This is a genomic window from Falcatimonas sp. MSJ-15 (genome assembly GCF_018918265.1).
Taxonomy (GTDB): Bacteria; Bacillota; Clostridia; order Lachnospirales; family Lachnospiraceae; genus Falcatimonas.
Genome location: NZ_JAHLQC010000010.1, coordinates 111,853 through 128,248 on the forward strand (window position 1 = coordinate 111,853; position 16,396 = coordinate 128,248).

12 protein-coding genes and 1 pseudogene are annotated in these 16,396 nt (G+C 35.2%); 3 read left to right on the plus strand and 10 right to left on the minus strand.

Annotated elements, in window-relative coordinates:
- Nucleotides 1-6 precede the first annotated feature (6 nt).
- The 3 genes from KQI85_RS09320 to KQI85_RS09330 form a co-directional block, all read right to left on the minus strand.
- Nucleotides 7-933, minus strand: coding sequence for a carbohydrate ABC transporter permease (locus KQI85_RS09320; protein ID WP_216575823.1), 927 nt, complete (start codon nucleotides 931-933; stop codon nucleotides 7-9).
- Between the two features lie 260 nt (nucleotides 934-1,193).
- The gene (locus KQI85_RS09325; RefSeq protein WP_216575824.1) at nucleotides 1,194-2,645 is read right to left on the minus strand and encodes an ABC transporter substrate-binding protein; all 1,452 of its coding nucleotides are present in this window, start codon (nucleotides 2,643-2,645) and stop codon (nucleotides 1,194-1,196) included.
- An 84-nt stretch (nucleotides 2,646-2,729) separates the two neighbouring features.
- A complete protein-coding gene (locus KQI85_RS09330) occupies nucleotides 2,730-3,746 on the minus strand; it encodes a LacI family DNA-binding transcriptional regulator (RefSeq protein ID WP_216575825.1) in 1,017 nt (338 codons plus the stop codon).
- A 405-nt stretch (nucleotides 3,747-4,151) separates the two neighbouring features.
- Here KQI85_RS09330 and KQI85_RS09335 point away from each other — a divergent pair, with 405 nt between their 5' ends.
- Nucleotides 4,152-6,590, plus strand: a complete 2,439-nt coding sequence (locus KQI85_RS09335; protein WP_216575826.1) for a GH36-type glycosyl hydrolase domain-containing protein — start codon at nucleotides 4,152-4,154, stop codon at nucleotides 6,588-6,590.
- A gap of 177 nt (nucleotides 6,591-6,767) precedes the next feature.
- Here the strand turns inward: KQI85_RS09335 and KQI85_RS09340 are convergent, their stop codons facing one another.
- Complete coding sequence (locus KQI85_RS09340; protein WP_216575827.1) at nucleotides 6,768-8,279, minus strand: flagellin; 1,512 nt, start codon at nucleotides 8,277-8,279, stop codon at nucleotides 6,768-6,770.
- Nucleotides 8,280-8,569: 290 nt separating this feature from the next.
- Between KQI85_RS09340 and KQI85_RS09345 the strand changes: the two genes are divergently transcribed.
- Both KQI85_RS09345 and KQI85_RS16945 read left to right on the plus strand, forming a co-directional pair.
- Complete coding sequence (locus KQI85_RS09345; RefSeq protein WP_216575828.1) at nucleotides 8,570-9,601, plus strand: helix-turn-helix domain-containing protein; 1,032 nt, start codon at nucleotides 8,570-8,572, stop codon at nucleotides 9,599-9,601.
- Between the two features lie 383 nt (nucleotides 9,602-9,984).
- Nucleotides 9,985-10,212, plus strand: a pseudogene (locus KQI85_RS16945) (metallophosphoesterase); the annotation flags it as partial.
- Nucleotides 10,213-10,232: 20 nt separating this feature from the next.
- Here KQI85_RS16945 and KQI85_RS09355 read toward each other — a convergent pair.
- The 6 genes from KQI85_RS09355 to KQI85_RS09380 form a co-directional block, all read right to left on the minus strand.
- Nucleotides 10,233-10,859, minus strand: coding sequence for an MBL fold metallo-hydrolase (locus KQI85_RS09355; protein WP_216575830.1), 627 nt, complete (start codon nucleotides 10,857-10,859; stop codon nucleotides 10,233-10,235).
- A 94-nt stretch (nucleotides 10,860-10,953) separates the two neighbouring features.
- Nucleotides 10,954-12,108 (minus strand): hypothetical protein, encoded by a 1,155-nt coding sequence (locus KQI85_RS09360; RefSeq protein WP_216575831.1) that lies wholly within the window; start codon nucleotides 12,106-12,108, stop codon nucleotides 10,954-10,956.
- Nucleotides 12,109-12,372: 264 nt separating this feature from the next.
- Nucleotides 12,373-13,161 (minus strand): ABC transporter ATP-binding protein, encoded by a 789-nt coding sequence (locus tag KQI85_RS09365; protein ID WP_216575832.1) that lies wholly within the window; start codon nucleotides 13,159-13,161, stop codon nucleotides 12,373-12,375.
- Nucleotides 13,151-14,332, minus strand: coding sequence for an iron chelate uptake ABC transporter family permease subunit (locus KQI85_RS09370; protein ID WP_216575833.1), 1,182 nt, complete (start codon nucleotides 14,330-14,332; stop codon nucleotides 13,151-13,153). The genes KQI85_RS09365 and KQI85_RS09370 overlap by 11 nt, the downstream gene beginning before the upstream one ends.
- 162 nt (nucleotides 14,333-14,494) lie before the next feature.
- Complete coding sequence (gene isdE / locus KQI85_RS09375; protein ID WP_371820587.1) at nucleotides 14,495-15,427, minus strand: heme ABC transporter substrate-binding protein IsdE; 933 nt, start codon at nucleotides 15,425-15,427, stop codon at nucleotides 14,495-14,497.
- Nucleotides 15,402-16,385 (minus strand): heme-binding Shp domain-containing protein, encoded by a 984-nt coding sequence (locus KQI85_RS09380; RefSeq protein ID WP_216575834.1) that lies wholly within the window; start codon nucleotides 16,383-16,385, stop codon nucleotides 15,402-15,404. The genes isdE and KQI85_RS09380 overlap by 26 nt, the downstream gene beginning before the upstream one ends.
- Nucleotides 16,386-16,396: the final 11 nt, after the last annotated feature.

Consider the following 16,396-nt stretch of genomic DNA (forward strand, 5'->3'; position numbering starts at 1 on the left):
TCCCCCTTATGCCTTTCTCTGCGCTGCCAGTGATTTGTATACTGCAAGACTTAGTATGCCTGTTACGATAAACAGGATAACTGAAAGTGCACCGGCCATTCCGTAATTTTTACTATATAAATGCTTATTAAGATACATAATAAGCGTCATGCTCGTATTATTAGGTGCTCCACTTCCATCTGTAAGAATCTGTGGAACGTCAAACATCTGTATACCGCCAATCATAGATGTAATTAATACATACATAAGAATTGGTTTTAAAAGTGGTAATGTAATCTTTGTGAATGTCTGAAAAGGCTTAGCACCATCTACCTGTGCCGCCTCAAAAAGTGCTGTATCTATACCCATCATACCAGCCATAAGAAGTATTGTTGTATTACCAAACCACATCATAAAATTCATAAGTGCCACAAGACCTCTTGTTGTCCATACGTTTGATAAAAATCTGATTGGCTGTTCAATTATTCCTGCATTCATAAGAATCTGATTAACAGGTCCCTGATCTGAGAATATTGAGTAGAATAACATCGCAAATGCCGATGCCATTATTAAGTTTGGTAAGTATATTACTGTCTTAAAAAATCCTGCTGCTTTAAGTCTTAATCTGATATCTGTAAACCATGCTGCAAGTAAAAGTGATACTATTATCTGTGGAATGAATCCCATAAGCCACATAATTATTGTATTCTTTGCGTATGCAACCATATCACCGTTAGATATAATCGCTTTATAGTTATCAAGCCCTACGAATCTTGGTCCAATCTGCTGTAATCCAAGCATATAATTTTCAAAGAAACTGTTGTAAATAGTTGTTACTAATGGAATAAATGAAAAAATCGTATATGTTAGGAAAAATGGAATAAGGAAAATATAACCCCATTTTGTGTATTTAACACATTTCGATTTTTTCCTGTTACCTGATGTTTTCGTCATTTTCATCACCTCATTTTATTTTTACAGGATGGGCACATTTTGGTTACCCATCCTGTAAAATGTGCCCCTTATAGTGTAGATTCTCTATCTCTGATATTATATATTACCCATTGCCCCAAACCGGTTACATTTAATATGTCCCCATATATTTTATTACCTTCAAATCCCAGTTATCGATTGCATATCTTTATACCTCAGGTATATAAGTTTTAATATAACAATTCTCTAACTGTATAATTTAATCAATATCTGCCAACTTATTATTTATATTTTAAGTTAGGATATTTAACAACTGCTGCTTTGTAGAAGTTCTCAAGTGCTTCATCCTTAGTTACTGTTCCATTAAAGTAATCTTTGAATGCTGACTGGAATGCTTCATTTAAGCCCTGGTCGTATGGTGTACAGTTGCTCATATCAATCTTAGGAGCTGCAGATGAGAATAATGCGATATGGTTCTGTCCACTTAAGAATGCTGAACCATAATCAGGATCGTCTGCAAGTTCTTTCATAGCTGACTGACTGTTAGTATAATCTTCTGTATCAAGTGTGATAGTCTTCATTGTATCTTTATCACATGTGAATTTTTCCATAACCTGTTTTACAAGTGTAGGATTATCTGTACCTTTTGCTGCACATAACCATGAACCACCCCAGTAGTAAGCCTGTGGTCCTTCACATACTGCCCAGTCACCATAGATACCATTGCCTTCTGTTGCTGCTTTGTAAGCATCAGGATCTGATGTCTTTGTAAGTCCTTCTGGAAGTGGTGTCTCAAGTGAGTTGCCAAGTAATGTAAAGTTAATTCCCCATGTTGAATAGAAGAAACCGAATACTTTACCTGTTGGTCCCTGGTCTGCTGACCATTCTGTTGCCCAAAGAGAAGTCTTATTGTTGTATCCATTATCTGTATATTCTTTTGTCTGGTCAACCCATTTCATAATATTGTCATCAATTACTATGTTGTCATTCTCATCAACCCAAGGTTTTGTTACGTTATTAGAGAATACTCTGTATGAATCATCATATCCTGATAACATCTTGTAGCCACCGTCTGACATCTTCTTAGCTACTTCATCGAATTTATCCCAGTCAGATAACTGTTTCTGAACTTCTTCTGGATCATCTGTTCCAAGTACTTCTTTGGCGATTGAGCGTCTGTAAGCAAATAATCCAGGTGTTGCCTGCCATGATACAGCTTTTAACTTACCGTCTGAATCAGTTACGATGTCTTTAGTATACTGATACTGGTCTGACAGTTCATCCTCTGTAAGTCCAATATCATTAATAACATCAAGTGTGTAATCACTGTCAACATATTTAAGAGCATAATCTGCTTCGATTAAGAACATATCAATCTTGTCATCATCTGAAGCTTTATCCTGATCAAGAAGTCCCTGATCAAGTTTCTGCTGATAAGCATTGTCTTTACTAGGTGTTGATACCCATTCTACTTTGACATCTGATGGAACTTCACTTGCAAAATATGTATCAAAAAGTCCCTTAAATTCGTCATTCCAGCAATAAATTCTAAATACCTTGCCTTCTTCGTCTTTACTTGTATCATCTTTTTTGTCTTCTTTTGTTGACTGGCTATCTTTACTTTCCTTAGGCTCATTGTTCTTGTCATTATCTGCTGTATTACCACCACAACCTGCAAACAATGTTGCTGCCATTGATGTCGCTAAACATACACTTAATAATTTTTTCTTCATAGTTAAGTCCTCCTAAATGATAAGTATAGGTTATTTAGTTTCTTTTATTACAACAGCCTTCCTTTTTGCTGTCAGTAATCTTAGTTATAACTCAATTCTTCCTACCGTAGCTCCTTCTAGCAACTCACCCTGTACAATAACCTGCTCGATAAGCGTTGTCTTTGGTTTTTCAATAAGTCCTATAAGTTTCTCTGCGGCATATCTGCCAAGTTTTTTAGTATTCTGTGCTAACGTTGTTATCGCCGGTTCAATCTGTCTTGCCACTCTGATTCCGTCATATCCGGCAACTGATATATCCTGTGGTATTCGTAATCCTCTTTTCTTAATTGCATTGATTCCACCAAATGCTGCATAGTCATCCGGAAAAATAATGCACGTTGGAGGTTCTTTCAGATCAAGAAGTTCTCTTGTTCTCTTCGCTGTCATATCAGTATCTCTGTAGCCTGCTTCCTTAACGTACTCATCAGGAATCACAAGTCCAAGTTCCTCTGCTGTCTTGTAAAAACTTGAAAGTCTGCTGCTTGTTACTGCTGATTCCATTCCATGTATGTATGCTATCTTTCTATGCCCATGATTATATATATATGTCAATAAATCTCTCATTCCCTTGATATTGTCCGATACAATTGATATTCTGTTGTTAAACAGATGATCTATTGTAACTACCGGAATGTCACTCTCTACAAGCTCCATTACCTCAGGATCAGAAAAATCAATACACGCGATGACCACTCCATCAAATCCCCTAAATCTTGCATGCTCTAGATATGATAACCTGTTGCTTCTGCTTTTGTTACAATTTAAAAATGTTATGTCATATCCCTTTTTCTCTGCTGTCACCTTGAAGCTCTCTAATACTGCAACGAAATAGTCATGTGTCAGACCACTTCTGGCTTCGTCAACGAACAACACCCCAATGCTGTAAGTTCTATTTGTTTTAAGTGCTCTCGCTGAGATGTTTGGGAAATATCCCATCTCCTTTGCCTTTTTCTTGATTTCTTCCCTTTTCGCTTCGCTTATGTCGTTGTGGTTATTAAGTGCCTTACTTACAGTTGCCACTGATACATTACAAGCTAAAGCTACATCTTTCATTGAAACCATTTATAATCCTCCTGTGTGTAAAACCTATTATACATTGTATCACATCTCAATTTTTAGAAGAATTATTTTTTACTTAATCGTTTTCGTATCTTTAATATACAACACTTTTTATACAAATGCAATAGTTTTTTTGAAAACATTTGTATATTTTTTATATTTTTCCTAGTAATAGTCTATATGTTTTTGTTATTTTTGCCAACCGTTTGCGCACTTTTAGTATATTCCTGGCTTATTTGCTTTGTTTTTAAGTAATACATTACGAAATCATCTCATATATTATGTTAATTTTTGTTCTTGATTTTGAGCTGTATTCATTGTATAATCAGCCTGTAACCAATCTTACAATCTAATTAATCCTTTTACTTAATCGTTTACTTGAATATTTTAGTTAAAGGAGAAACAATTATGAAATATGGTTATTTTGATGATTCTAACAAAGAATATGTTATTACAACACCAACAACTCCATTACCATGGATAAACTACCTTGGATGTAAGGATTTCTTCTCACTTATATCCAACACTCAAGGAGGATACTCTTTTTACAAAGATGCCAAACTTCTAAGGCTTACAAGATATCGTTACAACGATGTTCCGGCTGACTGTAACGGCAAGTATTTCTACATTAACGATGGTGAATGTGTATGGAATGTCGCATGGCAGCCCGTTAAAACAGATCTTGATTCTTATGAATGTCGTCATGGCATTGGCTACAGCCGCTTTACTTCTTCTAAGAATGGACTTAAAGCCGACTGTCTTACTTTTGTTCCTATGAATGATAACTGCGAGATTAACAGTCTTACTCTTACTAACACTTCTAATCAGGTTAAGGACTTCTCACTTTTCTCATACGTTGAGTTCTGTCTGTGGAATGCAGATGATGATATGAAGAATTTTCAGCGTAACTTAAGTATCGGTGAGGTAGAGATTGAAGACGGTGGAAGAACTATCTATCATAAAACAGAGTACAGAGAACGCAGAAACCACTACGCTGTATTCTCAGTCAACAATTGTGTTGACGGATTTGATACTATAAGAGATGAATTCTTAGGTGCTTACCATGGAAGTGACAATCCGGTTGTTGTTCATAACAGACAGTCTGCTAATTCTGTTGCAAGTGGATGGGCTCCTATCGGTTCTCATCATCTAAAAATCTCACTAAACCCTGGTGAAAGCAAAAACTTAATATTCGTTCTTGGTTTTATCGAAAATGATGATGATGACAAATGGGAATCTTATGGTATTATCAACAAGACAAAAGCTCATGAACTGCTTAACCGTTACAGCGAAGAAGAACATGTTAATGAAGCTTTTAGGGAACTTAATACTTATTGGGATACTCTTCTTGCACGATATAGCGTCAAATCTTCCAATGAACATGTAAACCGTATGGTCAATATATGGAATCAGTATCAGTGTATGGTAACTTTCAATATGTCACGTTCTGCTTCTTATTATGAATCAGGTATTGGACGTGGAATGGGATTTCGTGATTCATGTCAGGATCTTCTTGGCTTCGTTCATCTCATTCCTGACAGAGCAAGAGAGAGAATCATAGATATCGCTTCTACACAATTCGAAGACGGAAGTGCCTATCATCAATATCAGCCACTTACCAAAAAAGGTAATTCCGATATCGGAAGTGGTTTTAATGACGATCCTCTATGGCTTATCGCAGGAACTTCTGCTTATGTAAGAGAAACCGGCGATATAGGAATTCTTAAAGAGATGGTTCCTTTTGATAATGATGAGAGTAAATCTGTAACACTTATGGAACATTTAAAGAGATCTTTTGATTATACTGTTAATCACAAAGGTCCTCACAGACTCCCTCTTATCGGAAGAGCCGACTGGAATGACTGCCTTAATCTAAACTGCTTCTCTAAGCATCCGGGTGAATCTTTCCAGACTTTCGGACCTAGTGAAGGACCTGTTGCTGAATCTGTATTTATTGCAGGTATGTTTGTAAAATATGGTAAAGAATATGCCGACTTATGCGAGCTTATGGACGATAATGCAGAAAAAGAACGTGCACTAAGAGAAGTTAATGAGATGTATAATACTATTCTTGATGCCGGATGGGATGGTGAATGGTTCTTAAGAGCCTATGATGCATACAGCAACAAAGTCGGTTCTAAAGAATGCGAAGAAGGTCAGATATACATTGAGCCTCAGGGCTTCTGTGTTCTTGCCGGTGTTGGTGTAAAAGAAGGTATAGCCAAAAAGGCTCTTGATTCTGTCAAAGAAAGACTTGATACAAAATATGGTGTCATGATTCTCCAGCCAGCTTATACAAGATATCATCTAGAACTTGGCGAAATATCTTCATATCCACCTGGATACAAAGAAAATGCAGGTATCTTCTGCCACAACAACCCTTGGATATCAATCGCAGAGACTGTTATCGGACGTGGTGACAGAGCTTTTGAAGTATACAAAAAAACTTGTCCATCATATATCGAAGATATAAGTGACATACACAGAACAGAACCTTATGTATATTCCCAGATGATAGCCGGAAGAGATGCCAAGTATCATGGCGAAGCTAAGAATAGTTGGCTTACAGGTACTGCAGCCTGGACTTTTGTCAACATCTCTCAATATATTTTAGGCATATATCCAACACACAAAGGACTCAGCGTTAACCCTTGTGTTCCTAAAGATTTTGGTGATTTTGATATAACAAGACTATTCCGTAGTACTACTTATAATATACACGTTATTAATAAATCCGGTTCTGAAAAAGGTATTACAAGCATGACTGTTGACGGCAAGGAAGTTGACGGATGTGTAATTCCTTATGAACCAGGCAAAGACTGTGTTGAAGTTGTCGTTACAATGTAAAATACTATTAGTAATATTATATTAGTGTAACTTATGTTTTATATAGCTTAAAAACGAGCCCCCTATAATGATTATTATCTATATTCATCATAGGGGGCTTTCAATATATAACTTTACATATCTACGTAGATGGAAACTTTTTTGTTTCCATTTACGTATAATCTGTATTTAATCTCATTATCTCTGCTCAAACATCTCTACAACCCCATCATCAGCATGTTTTGCCTGTGCAAGCAACATCTCTTCTGCTTTTGTTATCATATCTGTTCCTGCATATTTTACCGAAGCTTCAGCAATATCTGTATCTTCTATCGCTGATTCTGCTTTTTCAGTATTCTCTACTGCATTATCAAGATTTCTTCTAGCTGCTGTAAGCCTGTTCTGATACGTTCCCATTCTCGTTCTCTCATTATTAACATATTCAAGTGCCGACTTAAATACTTCTATTGCTTGTGACGCACCTTCCTGTGTTCCAATATTAGCTTTTACGATTCCAAGTGCAAGGCTTGATGTACTTGCAAGTTTTACTTCAAGTTCCTGACCTGTCTCTGATCCCACCTGAAGAATACGGCTGTCTGCATCTCTGAACATCTCACTATCGTCTGCAGAGAATGCACTTCCCGGTCCAAATCTGCCATATGGTCCCCATGCTGTCACTCCAAACATCTGATTATCCCAATCTGACATAGAATACGCAAAATTACTTGCAGGATCTTTTCTAAGATTTAAAAGATCTGCAGGCTCTTGATTCTTACCTCTGTCATCATATACAATAAGCGTTCCCGGTGACTGCGGATCTTCTACAAGCTTTGTAAAATGGCTATTAGGATTACCGCCATCTGTTCCTGCTATTATTCGTGAGATTATATCTTGTGGAGTTGTTGCATCTTTTATTCCTATTGTATATATATAATTATCTCCACTAATTTTCTTACTGCTAGTTGCTGTATCCTCAAATTTTATACTATAATGGCTCTGACAAGTACAGCATGTTGCATAGAATCCATTACCAGCAAGTTCTTCTATATCTTTTTTACTTCCTGTAAAATTGGTGAAATCTATTCTTCCAGCCGAATGTTCAATCTGTGTAGTTCCAGTCTTAGTGGCAGGTGGTGTTACGGAATTATCTATATAACTGTATCCAACATCAGTTGTATATGTTCCTGAGAGTATTTTATTAGCACCATTATTCACATCAGGATCCATTGGTGTCCAATCCGGCATACCACCTACTATTATCACATCACCATATTGATCTGTAATATCAGGCATATTACCTCTTAGAAGTGGAATCTTATTAAACTCAGTATTCTTAGATATATCATCTATCTCACTTCTTATCTGTATTATCTCATCCTGCAAAAATTCTCTGTCTTCATCTGTAAGGACATCATTTGCAGCCATTACACTAAGCTCTCGTCCTCTGTGCAACATATCCTGAATCTCTGCAATCGCTCCATCAGCAGTCTGAACCATTGATACTCCGTCCTGAATATTAGAAACTGCCTGTCTAAGACCTCGCACCTGTTTGTTTAATTTTCTTGATACTGCAAGCCCCGCTGCATCATCTGCTGCCGTATTAATCTTATATCCAGACGATATCTTTTCAGATATTTTCGCCTTGTTTTTGGCTGACACTGAATAATTACCATTGATATTTAATGCTGTAAGATTATGTTGAATAATCATATATACACCCCTCTTTTAAAATATAATTATTATCTTTTATATCGGTCAATTATTCCTACACTAAAACTTGTTTAATTCCTTATTACATTTGTAAGGCAACTTCATAATCATTCTATCTTAGACTCATCTATACAACCAACAGTTTAGTCCTCTCTCCATAGACGTTATTGTATATTATTAGTGCATATCATACAATTAATGTGTTATAAGACATGACCGGTCAATGTTATGAAATAGATTATTTTAATCTGTGTTAACCAATAATTAAGCACAGGGAAAGGATTCTAGTTATGGATTTAGGTAAAAAAATAAAATCATTAAGAATAGGAGCAGGATATACACAAGAGGATCTTGCAGGCAAACTTAAAATAAGCAGTCAGGCTGTATCAAAATGGGAGAACAATATATGTGCTCCAGACATATATGTACTTCCACAATTATCAGTAATATTCGGTATCACTATTGACGAGCTATTTAACCTTACTACTGATGAAAAACTTAACAGAATTGAGAATATGCTTGACATCGAGAGCAGTCTTAATGACAACACATTTAACGATACAAGACATTTTCTCATGGAAGAACTTAATTCCAATCAGGATACAGCAAGAATATATTCTCTGCTTGCACGACTATATCATCATAGAATGGCTTCTGATTCTGTATTTGTAAGCAGATATGCCAGAGAATCTATGCGTCTTAATCCTGATAAAAAAGACTGTCAATGGCTTTTACAATTATCTGAAGGTGCTGCCATCACTGATTGGAACGCAAGACAGCATACTAAGACCATCAACTTTTACAAAGAACAGGTAGCCAAACATCCTGACATCTCACGCAACTACTTAGAACTTATGGATAATCTTCTTCTTGATCACAGACACGAAGAAGCTTTATCATATCTTCTAAAATATCGTTCTCTTAAAAATCACAATGAGATTCAGGTTCCTGTTTATCAGGCAAGAATTGCCCTAAGCCAAGGCAATCACGAACTTGCAAGACAACACATACAGGAACTTGTAACTAATTATCCCAATAACTGGTGTGCATTATTCGAAGCGGGTGGATTCTATGCTGACAGATGCGAATATGATACAGCTCTTACATATTTTGACAAAGCATTTCTCGCATCTAAGAGTCCAAGATATACCGATCCACTAACTGCCATGGCTCTTATATACGAGATAAAAGGCGATATTGCAAAAAGTATCGAATGTTACAAGCAGATATTAGTCTTGTTAAAAGACGATTGGGGATTTAGCGAAGGTGCACCTGTTGATGAGATTAATTATGAGATTGAACGTTTACATAATCTAGTATAGATATTTGTATACTGTTAGCATTTTATTTTCCCCACATTTTCTCTATATGCTTAAATATTCCCTGAAACGTCATGGTATTTACCAATTATATATGTTATACTGTTAGGTAAAACTTTTAGCTTTCTAATATGTATTATACAATTACAGGAGAATTTTTAATCATGAAAAAATGGCGCAAAAAGATATTTTTTAGCATAGCAATACTCTTAACAATATGGCTATTATGGGGAAATTATTCAGTCGATATTAATCACATATCTGTGTCCGATGAGATGATTCCTTCTGAATTTCGTAATTATAAAATTATTCAAATATCAGATTTACATAATGCTAATTTTGGTAACGGACAAAACTATCTAATTAAACTTATTAATGCCTACTCTGATTGTAATATTAATCTTGTATTAAGCGGGCACGCACATGGTGGACAATTTCGTATTCCTTTTATAGGTGGTTTAGTTGCTCCTAATCAAGGTTTTTTTCCAAAATATACATCTGGAAAATATATTGTAGGTAACACTCAGATGATAGTAAGTCGTGGATTAGGAAACAGTATTATTCCTCTAAGAATTAACAATCGCCCGGAGGTTGTTGTAATCACCCTTAATTAATAACGCATATATCTCACTTGTTATTTTCCAAATGAGATATATGCGTCATTTTTATTACTGCTTTTATATATTTCTTTTAATTCATTTATAACTGATTCTTTACTTTTGAAAAGTCCTTTTTGATGACTTAGCACGAACTTTTTTGTATCTATCTTATCAAGCGTTGCTATCTCTTCACTAAGAAGACTTCTATTATATACGATTTGCCCCGCTTTCATAGTTGAGTATGTGGCATCTCCAAGAAGACATATCTCTCTATTAATGTTCATAGCTATACAGCCTTTTGCATGTGATGATGGAAGATATATTATATCTAGATTTAATTTTCCATCAGTTATCTCTAGTCTGTCAGATACAATCTCACTAAGCTCCTTATCTTTTTCATTCATATACTTAATTGTATTCGCACTAGCATATATTTTTTCTTTATTAATCTTATCAATATTGCCCATATGATCTGGATGGAAATGAGATAATATCACGTTTACCATTTTGTCACCGTACGCACACAACACGTTTTTCACATCATTAAGACTCTTCTCACCGTTGCCTGTATCATACATATATACATTTTTCTCACCTTCGACAATAAATATATCAGCCGAAAGTGGTTCTGTGTAACTTCCGATATAATTTATAGCTGTCATACATTCACCCAACCTTATTTTAAAAATCTCCCAAAACCAGCTTTTTATCTGCTTTGGGAGATTTTTACACCTTAATTATATTATAATGGTCTTACTAGAATCCATATCTAAACACACTATTATTCTTATCATATACGATAACTTTACCGCATATTCCATACTGTGCAAGTACACTATTATAACCATAATCTCCATCAAGGTAATAATATATGTCTCCTGTATTTGCTCCATTACTGTTACATTCAAGATCTCCTGCAAATCCTGTATTAACATTCATATCCATAATTGTAAATGTTCCATACGCAACAAGTCCAATCTCCATCTTCACACCTGTCTTCATTGTTGCATCTACACCATAAGTAAATTCTCCAGGTGTATAGTTGCATACGAATCTTGTATTAGTTCCGTCATAATCAACTCCACATTCTCCTGATACATAATATGTTACATACGCACTTCCGTCTGCCTCATATACAAGATCAAGGTTAAGGTATGCTGTAAACATTCCATTAGCGAATGTATATGGAAGTCTTACAAGCGGTATCTCTCCTGCCTTTGCACATTTTACTGACAGATTGTGAAATGTAAGTTTATTATCTGCTACAAGTCTTAACTTCTGTATTCCTGATGTGTTAAAAGCAATGTCATATTCTAATTCCGGTGCAAGCACTATATCTCCGTTAATGCTTCCTATTCCTTCAATATCTCTGTTAATGTTAAGTGTAAGTTTAGTTAATTCTGCTGTTCCTTTTTTGCCAAAAGAAAACATTCCAAGAAGTCCTCTGCTTCTTACATTGTCTGACTGAACAGATGCAATACTTACTCCATCCATAGTAACTATATCTGATGGATTAACATACGCTGTACCACTTACTGATACACTTTTTAATACATCAAAGATATTATCTGCTTCCTTACCTGTTACTATGTATCCGTCACCATCTGCATTCTCTTCAAGTCCTGTTACTTCAAGTGCCTTGCTCTCTCCGTTGTCATCCTTAACAACTACAATACTTCCATCTGACAGATTTTCTTCTTTTACACTGCTTTCAGACAGAACAAAGCTTGTATCATCAAGCATCTGATATTGTGAATCTGATGCAACATCTGTTACAACTCCCTGTTCATATACTATCTGCTCTTTCGCTACCTCTGCCTGGTCTGCAAATACTGTATTTCCCATTACGCCTACTGTAACCATTACAGCTGCCAGTGTTATCCCTGTTGCCATTAGTACTTTTTTCTTCATATAAAACATCTCTTTTCTAATAAAATATTGCTACTTATTTGTGCAATTTATTATTGCAAACCAAGTAATTATTCCATTATTTTACCATATTTTTGTGAAATAGCAACAAAAACTTTCATTTTTGTAATTATTTTTAGTGTTATTTTACAAAAAATTCATATTATTTTTTTATTAATGCATACCGATGTCTTAATTTGTTTTTACAGTTTTCTACAAAGCCTTTTATTCACTATTATTACTGATTATATATAAAATACCGTTTTCTTATTGCTTATCTGTGTCTATATCTCTCTTTCCGACTGCAAGTACAGCTATATCACCATCAACTTGTCTGACCGGAAGATGTATTCCGTATATTTTTTGTATAACTTCTTCATCAATAACTTCTTTTGGCTTTCCCTGTATAAGGATATGTCCTTCCTTAAGTCCTATAATCTCATCTCCATAATGTACAGCCTGATTAATATCATGAAGAATCATTGCTATTGTCATTCCATATCTCTTATTAAGTTCTTTTACCAGTTCGAGTATCTCAACCTGATATCTTATATCAAGATAAGTAGTGGGTTCATCAAGAAATAATATATCTGTATCCTGACATAGTGCCATTGCGATAAATGCTCTTTGTCTCTGGCCTCCTGATAATTCATTTATCTGTCTGTCTTTCACTTCGTCAAGTCCTGTTACACTTATCACCCAGTCTATCTTCTTATCATCATCTGCCATCTTTATACAGCTTATCTTTCTATGTGGTATTCTCCCATATTCTACAAGTTGTCTTACTGTTATATCTGATCCCTCATTACCACTTTGATGCACAATCGCAACCTGTTTTGCAAATTCTTTTAACGGGATATATCTTATATTCTTATCTCCAAGTACTATCTTACCGGATGTCGGAACCAGATTTCTTGTCATTAATTTAAAAAGTGTTGATTTACCACATCCATTCGCTCCTATAATTGTTGTTATTTTTCCTTCTTTTAGAGAAAAAGATATTTTATCTAATATTTTCGTCTTACCATATGAGAATGATATTTCCTTAACGTCCATAGTTTTTCTCCTTTCTAAGCAGCATTATAAAAGACGGTCCTCCAATAACTGCCATTATTATTCCCGGTGATATCTCGTATGGCATTGCTATTGTTCTGCCAAGCGTGTCTGCAAGAAGAAATACGAACGAACCAAGTATCATCGAATATGGTATAAGCACTTTATGATTATTGCCAACAATAAGTCTTCCTATATGCGGTACAATTAGTCCAAGGAATGATATAGCTCCTGCAAATGCTGTTGCCACTCCTGCTAAAAATACAGCTATAAAGCTTACTATTATTCTAATTCTGTTAACATTAATTCCAAGTCCTCTTACTGTCTCATCCTTAAGTATCAGTATGTTACATATACTAAAAGTAAGTAATGCTATTATAAGTCCCGGGATTGCGTATACTATAATCGTCTTAACATCTGTCCATGTCTTAAGTGTGACATTGCCATCTGTTATAGATGCCACTCCACTAAGTGTACTTCCTGCCATCGCTTCAAAGCCCTGTGTAAATCCACTAAATACTGCTTCGACTGCAATTCCTACAAGTATTATTCTTATTGGTGTAAGACCATTCTGCCATGACAACATATATACCATAATGAAAGCTACGCATGCTCCAACTACACAAAATAATGGTTTTTGATAATATATTGCCGGAAAGAATGAGCTTACAATGACTCCTGCGAATCCTGCACCACTTGTAACACCTATTATTCCCGGATCTGCAAGTGGATTCTTAAGTACTGCCTGAAGAAGTGTTCCTGCTGTAGCTAGTGCTGCACCTGCTGTCATAGATACTATTATTCTTGGAAAGCGCAAATCATATATTATTGCAATATCATGATCATATTCTACAAATAGTCCTCTAAACAGTTTTATAAATCCTGTATCAATACTTCCTGCAAGTACAGATATGAATATTAATGCTATATGTAATATAATAAGTATAGCAAATGCAGTTGTAATCCTTATTATTCCTTTCTTTTTTAAAGCTGACTTTTTGATTTCATTTTTCTTTGCTTCTGCTTTATTTATCTCTGCTTTCTTTATTTCATTTTTCTTTGCTTCTGCTTTATTTATTTCCACTTTCTTTATTTCATTTTTCTTTGTTTCCACTTTCTTAATTTCTGCTTTTTCTAATTTAAAAATCTTTGCTCCTGTATTTTCTTTATCCATCTCTTTATTTCCCTATTTTTGTATTTTGCATTCTGTAATGTGTATTTTACATTTCATAATGTATATTTTGCATTTTGTTAACCAAAAGTATATATAAATATATACAATGCACCTAACAATCTTCTTTATATATCACTTAACAGTTTTTTCTAGCTGTTACTTTTAGTAGAATATATCTTCTAACACATTTAGTGCTTCTTTATATTCAAATGTTGCACTCATTCCAAAGTATTCGCTTGGGAGATCATATACTTTTCCATTTTTTACTGCTTCAAAATGACTCCATATATCATTAGTTGCAAATTCCTCGCTAAACATCTCCATAACCGAATCCGGCATTGCATGTGCAGTTCTTAATATTATGTCCGGATTCTGAAGCAGCATATCTTCTGCATTAACATTAAGGAATTCTTTATCTGTGCCTGCATATACATTAATTCCTCCGGCAAGTTCTACAAGGCTTCCGGCATAAGAATTCTCAGTTGCCACTACATAAGAACCCGGAAGTCCCATAAGCACAAGAACTCTTGGTCCTTCTTTTCCTTCATGATTCTTAGTATATTCATTATAAAAATCCTCAAATTCACTGATTAATTCCTGTGCTTTATCTTCTCTTCCTATAAGTGCTCCAAATTCTTCTATTGATTTGTACATTCCTGTAACACTCTTTAGATTAAAAAAGGCATACGAAAGTCCTGCTGCTTCATATTTTGGCTGCAGATCACTTATAAGTGATGACGGACTTAATACATAATCAGGTGCTATCTGTCTTAGAACCTCTATGTCAGGTGACATAGGCGAACCTATTACTGTCGCATCAGGATGTGTTGCGGCAATGTCTGATATCTGACTTTTTGGTACTGCTATTGGACTTATTCCCATTCTGTCACATATCTGAGTTATCGCTACGCTTGTTGTTGCAACACGCACATCATTAGTCTGCGTTGCCGCTTTCACTTCTTCACTCTTATTCGGATGTTGATTAACACAGCCGGTAACATTAATTATAATAAGTAATAATAATATACTTAAATGTATTTTTTTCTTAGCAAAAACTTTACTCAATCTATTACTTAACTTCTGTACTTTCATCATCTTTTTTCCTCTTTTTCTCTATTTTGTAATTAGCACATACTTTAAAGAGAAGTTTTAGTATTACTCCACCTGTTATAACTGATGCTGTCATTACTAGAAAAAGATAGAGCCAGAACTGTCTGTTTACTTGTATATAAGAACCTGTTTTAATGGTTTTTGTATTATTCTCTTGTGCTGCCTTAACCTCATTTTCATTTTTAAGTTTCTCATCATTTGCCGCCTGGTTTTCTTGTGCTTCTTTAATAAGCTCATCTATATCACTATTTTGTGTAGTCGGGTTTCCTTCTCCTGTTATAAGTCCGGTTTCTTCTGCGATAGCTTTTTTGGCACTGTCTGCACTATCTTCACTATCGCTAAGAGTATCTTCCTTGGTACCTTCACCTGCATTACTATCAGATACATCTTCTATCAAACTGTCAAAAGGAGTCTGGTTTCCATCTGTATATGATGATGCTGTTGCAAAAAATACTACACTCCTTCCCATCGGTGTGACATATGCACTTACTCTTATTATCCCATCTCTGCCTGCCATTAATAATCTATAATCTTTGGTAGTACTTGTAGATGAAAGTTCTGTAACTTGTGTATTACTATAAGCCGAATCTCCATTCTTTTGTACTGCAAAGTTCACATCTGTTATATTATCCATCATTGCCATTCTTACTGTCATATATACATTACCGGCACTATCAGTTTCCACAAGTGCAGGACTTAGAAGTACATTCGCAACCATTCCCTGGCCTATCGCTTCACCAGCTTCTCCACCTGAGTCTTCAATAGTTCCTGTGCGTGGATGCCTATATGTAATGCTTAATGTAGCTGTCTCACATTTAACTGCCGCATACACACTCATAATATTATTATAGTTTCCAATATTTTCTGTTAATCCCATTCCTATCGTTATACATAACACGATAACACATGCTATTAGTTTCCTTATTTTTCTACTTTTTTTCATAATTAATCCTC